Below are 7801 nucleotides of genomic sequence, written 5' to 3' on the forward strand. Positions count from 1 at the left end.
CGCTCAACCACGCGCAGGCGGCCGGCGTGCCGATCGTCGTCGCGGTGAACAAGGTGGACAAGGAGGGGGCCAACCCCTCGAAGATCCGCCAGCAGCTCACCGAGTACAACCTCGTGGCCGAGGAGTACGGCGGCGACACGATGTTCGTCGACATCTCCGCGCTCAAGCGCGTGGGCATCGACGAGCTCCTCGAGGCCGTGCTGCTCACGGCCGACGCGGCGCTGGACCTGCGGGCCAACGCCGACAAGGACGCGCGTGGCGTGGCCGTCGAGGCCAACCTCGACAAGGGCCGCGGCGCCGTCGCGACCGTCCTGGTCCAGTCCGGCACCCTGCACGTCGGGGACGCCATCGTGGCGGGCACGGCCTACGGCCGCGTGCGGGCGATGTTCGACGAGCACGGCGGCACCATCGAGGCGGCCACCCCGGCCCGTCCGGTCATGGTGCTCGGCCTGACGTCGGTCCCGCGGGCCGGTGACACGTTCCTCGTGGCGCCGGACGACCGGACCGCGCGGCAGATCGCCGAGAAGCGCGAGGCGGCCGAGCGGGCAGCCCTGCTGGCCAAGCGTCGCAAGCGGATCAGCCTCGAGGACTTCACCCAGGCTCTGCAGCTGGGCAAGGTCGAGACGCTCAACCTCGTCCTCAAGGGCGACGTCTCCGGTGCCGTCGAGGCCCTCGAGGACGCCCTGCTCAAGATCGACGTTGGCGAGGAGGTCGAGCTGCGGGTCATCCACCGCGGCGTCGGCGCGATCACCCAGAACGACGTCAACCTGGCGACCGTGGACAACGCGATCATCATCGGGTTCAACGTCAAGTACGCCGAGCGGGTCGAGGACCTGGCGGACCGCGAGGGCGTCGACGTGCGCTTCTACTCGGTCATCTACCAGGCGATCGACGACGTCGAGGCAGCGCTCAAGGGCATGCTCAAGCCGGAGTACGAGGAGATCCAGCTCGGCACGGCCGAGGTGCGCGAGGTCTTCCGGTCCAGCAAGTTCGGCAACATCGCCGGCTCGCTTGTCCGCTCGGGCGTCATCCGCCGCAACGCCAAGGCGCGCGTGCAGCGCAACGGGCAGCTGGTGGCCGAGGGTCTGTCCATCGAGTCGCTCAAGCGGTTCAAGGACGACGCGACCGAGGTCCGCGACGGCTACGAGTGCGGCATCGGCCTCGGGTCGTTCAACGACCTGCAGCCCGACGACGTCATCGAGACGTACGAGATGCGCGAGAAGCCGCGCTCCTAGCGGTCTCGCCGTGGGGGCCGCGCACCGGACGACCGGAGCGCGGCCCCCACGGCATCGCAGCCGGCACCCAGACACAGGAGTTCGACATGGTTGACCACCCCAGGGCCCGCAAGATGGCCGAGCGCATCCAGCAGATCGTCGCGCAGATGCTCGACACCCGGGTCAAGGACCCACGCCTCGGGTTCGTCACCGTGACGGACGTGCGCGTCACCGGGGACCTGCAGCACGCCTCGGTGTTCTACACCGTGCTCGGCGACGCCGCCGCGCGCGCCGACAGCGCAGCGGCGCTGGCGAGCGCCACAGGCCTCATCCGCTCCGAGGTGGGCAGGCAGACCGGCATCCGGCTGACCCCGACCCTGGAGTTCATCGCCGACGCGGTGCCCGAGACGGCCCAGCACCTCGAGGACGCGCTGCGGGCGGCCGCCGTGCGCGACGCCGAGGTGGCGGCGCTGGCCGCCGCCGCGACCTACGCGGGCGACGCCGACCCGTACAAGCGCGCTGACGACGACGGTGACGAGGTCGGCGAGGTCGGCGAGGATGCGGCGGCGGGTCCCGTCGGTGGTGCGCACGGCGAGCCCGACGGCGAGCCGACCGACGAGGTCTGACGCCGTGGCCGAGGGTCAGGCGCCCGAGGGCTCGGCCCGCCTCGGGGAGCGGCCCGAGGGCCGACGTGAGCCCCGGCGCCCGACGGCGCCCGACGGGCTCCTCGTCGTCGACAAGCCGTCCGGCTGGACCAGCCACGACGTCGTCGCGCGCGTGCGGCGCCTGGCCGGCACCCGCAAGGTGGGCCACGCGGGGACGCTCGACCCCATGGCCACCGGCGTGCTGGTGCTGGGGATCGGCCGCGCGACGCGCCTGCTGACCTACGTCGTCGGGGCCGACAAGGAGTACCGGGCGACCATCCGGCTGGGCGTGAGCACCACGACGGACGACGCCGAGGGCGAGGTGCTCGCCCGGGTGGGTGCCGAGGGCGTGGCCCGGGCCGACCTGGAGGTGGGCGTCGCGGCCCTGACCGGGGCGATCTCGCAGGTGCCGAGCTCGGTGAGCGCCATCAAGGTGGACGGGCAGCGGGCCTACGCCCGGGTCCGGGCGGGGGAGCAGGTCGAGCTCGCGGCGCGCCCTGTGACGGTGCACGGCTTCGTGGTGCACGACGTCGCGCCCGGGGTGGCCGAGGGGCTCGCGGTGCTCGACGTGGACGTCACGGTCGTGTGCTCCTCTGGCACGTACATCCGCGCGCTGGCGCGGGACCTCGGGGCCGCGCTGGGCGTCGGAGGGCACCTCACGGCCCTGCGGCGCACGCGGGTGGGTGGCTACCCGCTCGCGGTGGCGCGCACGCTGGAGCAGCTCGAGGCCGAGGTCGCCGTGCTGCCGATGGCGGTCGCGGCGCGCGCGACGTTCCCGGCGCGCGCGCTGACCGAGCACGAGGCATCGGAGCTCTCCTTCGGCCGGCGGCTGGCGGCGGTGGCGGGCGGACCGGTCGGGACGGCGGCCCTGCCGGTGGCGGCGTTCGCGCCCGACGGCACGCTCGTGGCGCTGCTCGCGGACGACGACGCCGGGCGGTCCCGGCCCGTGCTGGTCTTCGCCCCGGCCTGACGGCGTGCTGCTGTCCGCCCCGGCGCCCCGGCGCCCCGGCGTGCGTGGCCGTAGCCGGCCCGGGGCTCGGTCGTGGCCGGTCGAGGGCTCGTGCCGGCCGGGTCGCGAGCACGAGTGCGAACAACCGTGCAGGTCAGCGGTGGTTTCGTGGCTCCGGGACCTTCCCTCGGCGACGCTCGTCCGGTAGACTTCGAACAGGCGTTCGATGGCAGCCGTGCGGGAGTGATGCGGCTCGCTCGTGGGGTACGAGGGCACCGTGGGGGGTGGCGGTATGGCGAGTCGGATGGCGACGTACGCCGAACGCCACCCGCTGGCCGCCCGCCTCGAGGCGGCGTCGCCGTCGCCGGAGCTCGTCGCGCAGCTGCATGCCCTGGACCCGGCGGACTGCGACGACCCCGCGCTGCTCGAGGTCGTCGCCGGGTGGGAGCGCGTGCTCGCGTGGGCCACGGCGCGGCAGGCGCGGGCGCTCGAGGAGATGACGCACCGGGTCCCGGGGTCGCAGGGAGAGTTCGTCGCGGACGACGTCGCCGCGCGGCTCGGGATCACGCGTCGCCTCGGCCAGAGCCGGGTGACCCTGGCGCTGGGCCTCGCCGCGCACCCGCAGGTGGCCGACGCACTGGCGGTCGGAGCGATCGACCCACGCAAGGCCGAGGTGCTGCTCGCCGACACCGAGCACCTGCCCGGTCACGTCGCGGACGAGGTGCTCGACGGCGTGCTTGGTGAGGCGCCCGGGCGCACGGTCCCGCAGCTCCGGGCCGATCTGCGCGAGGCGGAGCTCGCCCTGCACCCCGTCGCCGCGGCGCAGCGCCACGAGGTCGCCCGCCGCGAGCGGTGCGTCCGCATGGTCCCCGCCCCCGACGCGATGGCCTGGGTGCATGCGTTCCTCCCCGCCGCCGACGCCGTGACGGTGATGACCGGCCTCGACGCCCTCGCCGGATCCGGTCGCGGCACCGGGGGTGGGGTGGCCGGCGCGGCCGGTGCAGTCGACGACCCGCGTACCGCGGACCAGCGCCGCGCGGACGCGCTCGGCGAGGTGCTGCGCCGGGTGCTGGACGCCGGCGTCGGCCCCGACGGCACGCCCCTGGCCGTGCGTCAGCACCGCCGCCCCCACCTGCACCTGACCGTCTCCGCCGCGGCGCTGGCCTCGGGTGACGCGACGGGCACCGCCCACCTGGCGGGCTACGGCCTCGTGCCGCTCGTCGCGATCGGTCACCTCATCGCCGAGGCCGACCTCCACACCGTGGCCGTGGACCCGGCGACCGGCGAGCGACTCGGGGACTGCGTCCCGGTCCGGCGCGCCGGACCGGTGTCCCGGTCGACGGCGGGATCAGCCCAGCCCGGCTCGAGCGGCTACCGCCCCATGGCCACCGTCGTGCGCCAGGTGGTCGACCGCGACGTGACGTGCCGGTTCCCGGGCTGCCGGGTGCCGTCGTGGCGCTGCGACGTCGACCACGTCGTGCCGTTCGACCCCGACCGGCCGGCCGGCGAGCAGACCGTCGCGGCCAACCTCCAGGCGCTGTGCCGTCACCACCACCGGCTCAAGACCCTCGGCCGGTGGCGGGTCGCCCGCGATCCGGTGACCGGCACCACCACCTGGAACGCCCCGACCGGAAGGGTCTACCGGCGTTCCCCGGAGCGGGTGGAACCCGAGCCCGCCGAGCCGCCGCGCCGGGAGCCCCGGCCGACCACACCCGCCGACGTCACCCGTTGGGCCCCGAGTGGTGGGGCACCGACGCGGTGATGATCGTCCCGTCGGGCCGGAGCGTGCCGCGCAGCGCCTTCGCATCCGGCTCGCCGTCGATCGCGGGTCCCTGGCCGTCGAGCGGCACCGTCACGGGCTCCGCGCTCGTCACGGTCACCTGCACACCGCGCACCACGACCTGCGCGCGCTCGCCCACCTCGACGGTGAACGTGATCGACTCGGGGCGCACGCTGACGAGCAGCCGGGTCCCCGCGACGGCGATCCGGAAGGACAGCGAGGGCCACGACGCGGGCAGGCGAGGGTCGAACGTCAGCACCCCGCCGTGGTCGCGCATCCCGCCGAAGCCGTGGACCAGGGCGCTCCACACCCCGCCCGTCGACGCGACGTGCACGCCGTCGGCCGTGTTGTGGTGCAGGTCCGCGAGGTCGACGAACAGCCCGTCCCAGAAGTACCGCAGGGCGAGCTCGTGGTAGCCGACCTCGGCCGCGATGATCGACTGGACCACGCCGGACAGCGTCGAGTCGCCCGTGGTGATCGGGTCGTAGTACTCGAAGTCGGCCCGCTTCTCCTCGGCCGTGAACTGGTCGCCCTGGAGGAACAGCGCCAGCACCACGTCGGCCTGCTTGAGCACCTGGAAGCGGTAGATCACCAGCGGGTGGTAGTGCAGCAGCAGCGGGCGCTTGTCCGCGGGTGTGCTCGGCAGGTCCCAGACCTCACGCTCGTGGAACTGGGCGTCCTGGGGGTGGATGCCCAGGTTGTCGTCCCACAGGATCGCCATGGCCTCGGCCGCCCGGACCCACTCGGCGACCTCCTGGGGCCGCAGGCCCAGCCGGGCCACCATGCGCGCGTGCTCCTCGGGCCGGGTCTCCTCGAGCTCGAGCACCGTCTGGGCGGCGCAGCGCAGGTTGAAGCGCGCCATGACGTTCGTGTAGAGGTTGTCGTTGACGACGGTCGTGTACTCGTCCGGCCCCGTCACCCCGTGGATCCGGAACGAGTCCTCGCCGTACCCGCGCCAGAACCCGAGGTCGGCCCACATCCGCGCCGTCCCGACGAGGATGTCGACGCCCTCGCGGGCCATGAAGTCGTGGTCGCCGGAGGCCTTGACGTACTTGTCGACGGCGAAGGAGATGTCCGCGTCGATGTGGTACTGCGCGGTGCCGGCCGCGTAGTACGCGGAGGCCTCCTCGCCGTTGATGGTGCGCCACGGGAAGAGCACGCCGTCCTGCGTGAGGTCCTGTGCGCGCCGCTCCGCCGCCGGGAGCATCGTGTACCGGAACCGCAGGGCGTTGCGGGCGATGAGCGGCGACGTGTAGACGAAGAAGGGCACCACGTAGACCTCGGTGTCCCAGAAGTAGTGCCCGCCGTAGCCCGACGCGCTCACCCCCTTGGCCGAGATGCCGTTGCCCTCGGCGCGCGCCGCGGCCTGGGCCAGCTGGAAGAGGTTCCAGCGGATGGCCTGCTGCGCCTCGGGCTGGCCCTCGACCTCGACGTCCGAGCGCAGCCAGTAGTGGTGCAGCCAGGAGGCCTGGTCGGCGAACTGCTGCTCGATGCCGTCCGTCTTGACGCGGTCGAGGGTGCGCCGGCACCGGTCCGACAGCTCGCGCGAGGGCACCGTCCGGGACGTGTGGTACGCCACGGTCTTGGTGATCGTGATCGGTCGGCCCGGCTCGGCGCGCACGCGGAAGACGTGCTTGGCGTAGTCCTCCTCGACCTCGGTGAACTCCTCGTAGGCGTTCTCGGTCTCGATGGTGTGGTCGGCGGCGACGGCCAGCGTCATCCCGGAGCTGGCGCACCGGTAGCCGAGGATCGCGCGCCCGTCCCCGCCCCAGTGGAGCTCGGGGAGCAGCACGCGGCCCTCGAAGGCCTCGGCCTTGCGCGGATCGGCGATGGTGCCGGCCGTCGGCTTGGTCCGGTACTCGTCGAGCCCTGCCTGACGGTTGAGGACCTGCGAGGAGATCGCCACCGGGGCCGCCTTGTCGAGCAGCGTGACCTCGTACGTCAGCACCGCGAGGTGACGCTGGGTGAACGAGACCATCCGCCGGGACCGCACCCGGACGCGGGTGCCAGACGGCGTCCGCCAGAGCAGGTCGCGGTGGAGCACGCCCTCCGCGAGGTCGAGGCTCCGCGAGTAGTCGATGAGGTCCGCGACCGAGAGCAGCAGGGGCTCGTCGTCCACGTAGAGCCGGATCACCTTGGCATCGGGGACGTTGACGATGGTCTGGCCCACGCGCGCGAAGCCGAAGGCCTCCTCGGCGTGCCGGATGGGCCACGTCTCGTGGAACCCGTTGACGAAGGTCCCGTGGCTGTGGCTGTCGCGGCCCTCCTCGACGTTGCCGCGCAGCCCGAGGTAGCCGTTGCCCACGGCGAAGAGGGTCTCGGTGACCCCGAGGTCGTCGGCGCCGTACATCGTCTCGGTCAGGCGCCACGGGTCGACGGGGAACCGCATCCGGTCCAGCGGGTCGGGCATCGTGGGACCACCGGAACCGCCGGAACGTCCTGCCCCTCCCGAGCCGCCGGCGCCGGACGCCGTGCGGGACGCGCTCACGGGACGACCAGCTCGGCGAGGTCCTGCACCACGACGTCGGCACCGGCCTCGAGCAGCACGTCGCCACCCGCGCCACGGTCCACGCCGACCACCAGGCCGAAGCCGCCGGCGCGCCCGGCGGCGACCCCGGACACCGCGTCCTCGACCACCACGGCTCGCTCGACGGGCACGCCGAGCTGCTGCGCGGCGAAGACGAACGTGTCGGGGGCCGGCTTGCCCGGCAGCCCCTCCGCGATCGCGACCGTGCCGTCCACGACGACGGTGAACCGGTCCGCGAGGCCCGCGGCGGCGAGCACGGCCGGCGCGTTGCGCGAGCTGGAGACCACGGCGACGGCCGTCCCGCGGGCCGCCAGGGCATCGAGCAGCGCGACGCTTCCCGGGTAGGCCACCACGCCGTCCTCGCGCAGCACCCGGTCGAAGGCGGCGTTCTTGGTGTTGCCCAGCCCGCAGACCGTCTGGGCACCGGGCAGGTCGGCAGGGTCGCCCTCGGGCAGGACGACGCCGCGCGAGGCCAAGGCCGACCGCACGCCGTCGTACCGCGGCTTGCCGTCGACGTAGGCGAAGTAGTCGGCGTCGCTGTACGCGGGCGTGACGCCGTGGGCGGTGAAGTGGGCGGTGAACATGGCGCGCCACGCGGCCATGTGGACGTCGGCGGTGGGGGTCAGCACGCCGTCGAGGTCGAAGAGGACGGCGTCGTAGCTCGTGAGGTCCATGCGGGCAACCTAG

Annotated in this window: 6 protein-coding genes; 4 read left to right on the forward strand and 2 right to left on the reverse strand. The window is 73.8% G+C overall.

Annotated features, from left to right (window positions below; genetic code table 11):
• The 4 genes from infB to PKY62_RS04355 form a co-directional block, all read left to right on the forward strand.
• A partial coding sequence (gene infB / locus PKY62_RS04340) for a translation initiation factor IF-2 (protein WP_324535223.1) occupies window positions 1-1235 on the forward strand: 1235 nt, incomplete at its 5' end.
• A gap of 86 nt (window positions 1236-1321) precedes the next feature.
• Entirely contained in the window at window positions 1322-1840 is a 519-nt protein-coding gene (gene rbfA, locus PKY62_RS04345; protein WP_324535225.1) for a 30S ribosome-binding factor RbfA, read from the forward strand.
• Between the two features lie 4 nt (window positions 1841-1844).
• Window positions 1845-2828 (forward strand): tRNA pseudouridine(55) synthase TruB, encoded by a 984-nt coding sequence (gene truB / locus PKY62_RS04350; protein WP_324535227.1) that lies wholly within the window; start codon window positions 1845-1847, stop codon window positions 2826-2828.
• 283 nt (window positions 2829-3111) lie between these two features.
• On the forward strand, window positions 3112-4569 hold the full coding sequence (locus tag PKY62_RS04355) for an HNH endonuclease signature motif containing protein (RefSeq protein ID WP_324535229.1): 1458 nt from the start codon (window positions 3112-3114) through the stop codon (window positions 4567-4569).
• On the opposite strand, the gene PKY62_RS04360 is transcribed toward PKY62_RS04355, so the two are convergent.
• Window positions 4529-6997 carry a glycoside hydrolase family 65 protein gene (locus tag PKY62_RS04360; protein WP_324535231.1) on the reverse strand — a complete coding sequence of 823 codons (2469 nt, stop codon included), beginning with the start codon at window positions 6995-6997 and terminating at the stop codon, window positions 4529-4531. The genes PKY62_RS04355 and PKY62_RS04360 overlap by 41 nt on opposite strands.
• 74 nt (window positions 6998-7071) lie before the next feature.
• The gene (locus tag PKY62_RS04365; protein ID WP_324535233.1) at window positions 7072-7788 is read right to left on the reverse strand and encodes an HAD family hydrolase; all 717 of its coding nucleotides are present in this window, start codon (window positions 7786-7788) and stop codon (window positions 7072-7074) included.
• Window positions 7789-7801 lie beyond the last annotated feature (13 nt).

The organism is Actinotalea sp., assembly GCF_035443605.1.
In the GTDB taxonomy this organism is placed as follows: Bacteria; Actinomycetota; Actinomycetes; order Actinomycetales; family Cellulomonadaceae; genus Actinotalea.